This is a genomic window from Microbacterium sp. BF1, assembly GCF_019279095.1.
Taxonomy (GTDB): Bacteria; Actinomycetota; Actinomycetes; order Actinomycetales; family Microbacteriaceae; genus Microbacterium; species Microbacterium maritypicum.
In genome coordinates this window covers 1-1,294 of the sequence record NZ_JAGYWT010000624.1, presented here as the reverse complement: position 1 = coordinate 1,294, position 1,294 = coordinate 1, and the positions used below count along the sequence as shown (strand labels likewise).

1 protein-coding gene is annotated in these 1,294 nt (G+C 69.9%); it reads left to right on the top strand.

Annotation, left to right across the window (positions count from 1 at the left end):
- Window positions 1-20: 20 nt before the first annotated feature.
- A partial coding sequence (locus tag KZA10_RS15535) for a DUF3488 and transglutaminase-like domain-containing protein (protein ID WP_256934948.1) occupies window positions 21-1,294 on the top strand: 1,274 nt, incomplete at its 3' end.

The window sequence follows — 1,294 nt, the reverse complement described above, 5'->3', positions numbered from 1 at the left end:
CCCCCGGGCTCGCGGCCGCCATGTGCATCGGCTTCGCGGTGGTCGCGATACTCCTGGACCACCTCGTCACCCACCGTTCCGCCGTATTGGCGGTGCTGCTGACCGGGGCCGTCGGCGCTGTGCCGATGATCGTCACCCTCGGCGAGACGAACGTCGTCTGGTTCGTGCTCTTCGGTGCGGTCGCCCTCCTCGTCTTCCGCCACACGGCGCGCAGACATCCGGAATCCCCACGCCGCTCCTCCGCATCGGTCGCCGTCGCGATCGGGGCCGCCGCGATGGCGACGACCATCGCCGTCGCCCCGATGCTTCCTGTCAGCACCAGCCTCGCCGGCACCGGCGTCGGGGTCACGGTCGATGCATCGCTGCGTCTGGGTGACGATCTGCGCCAGCCCAATCCGGTTGAGGTCCTGACCGTGGCGGCGAAAGGCGAGACCGCGCCGTATCTGCGCCTGACGACGCTCTCGCGGTTCGACGGACGCGTCTGGCAACCCGACGACGGGGATCTGCAGTCGCAGGACGACGGATTCGGTCCCCCGGAATGGGGCGAGGACATCACGACGGAGGAGCAGACCACCTCCATCCGCGTGCTGCGGATGTCGAGTTCCTGGCTCCCCGTGCCCTACCCCGCCACCACCGTGCAGGGTCTCAGCAACGCATGGCGGATCGCCCCCGAGAACCGCACGCTGTACTCCCGCGGCGCCGATGCCGTCGGGAACGACTACACGGTCACCTCGTCGCGACTCCTCCCCACGCTCGAGCAGATCCGGGCCATCGATGCCGCCGCTCCCGTCGTCGATCCCGACGCCGAACCGGTCGAGCTGCCCGGCATCATCGGCGAGCTGGCCACCGAGGTGACCGCAGCCGCGAGCACCGACTACGACCGGCTCATCGCGCTGCAGAACTGGTTCCGTTCGCAGTTCGCCTACTCGCTGGAGACCCCGGTGGAGGAGGGCTTCGACGGCACGGGGGCAGAAGCCGTCGCGGAGTTCCTCGACGCGCGATCCGGGTATTGCGTGCATTTCGCGGGGGCGTTCGCACTGATGGCGGAGAGCCTCGGCATGCAGGTGCGCATCGTCGTGGGATATCTCCCCGGCTCGCTCACCGACGAGAAGCGCGGCAGCGAGTCGGTGTTCTCGGTGACCAGCGATCGGCTGCACTCCTGGCCCGAGGTGCTGTTCCCCGGTGTCGGATGGGTCCCGTTCGAACCCACCGCGTCGCTGGGTGTGCCCACGGCCTTCCGCCCGGGGGCGACGCAGGGCAGCGGATCCGGGACCCCGTCCGCACCGGCACCCAC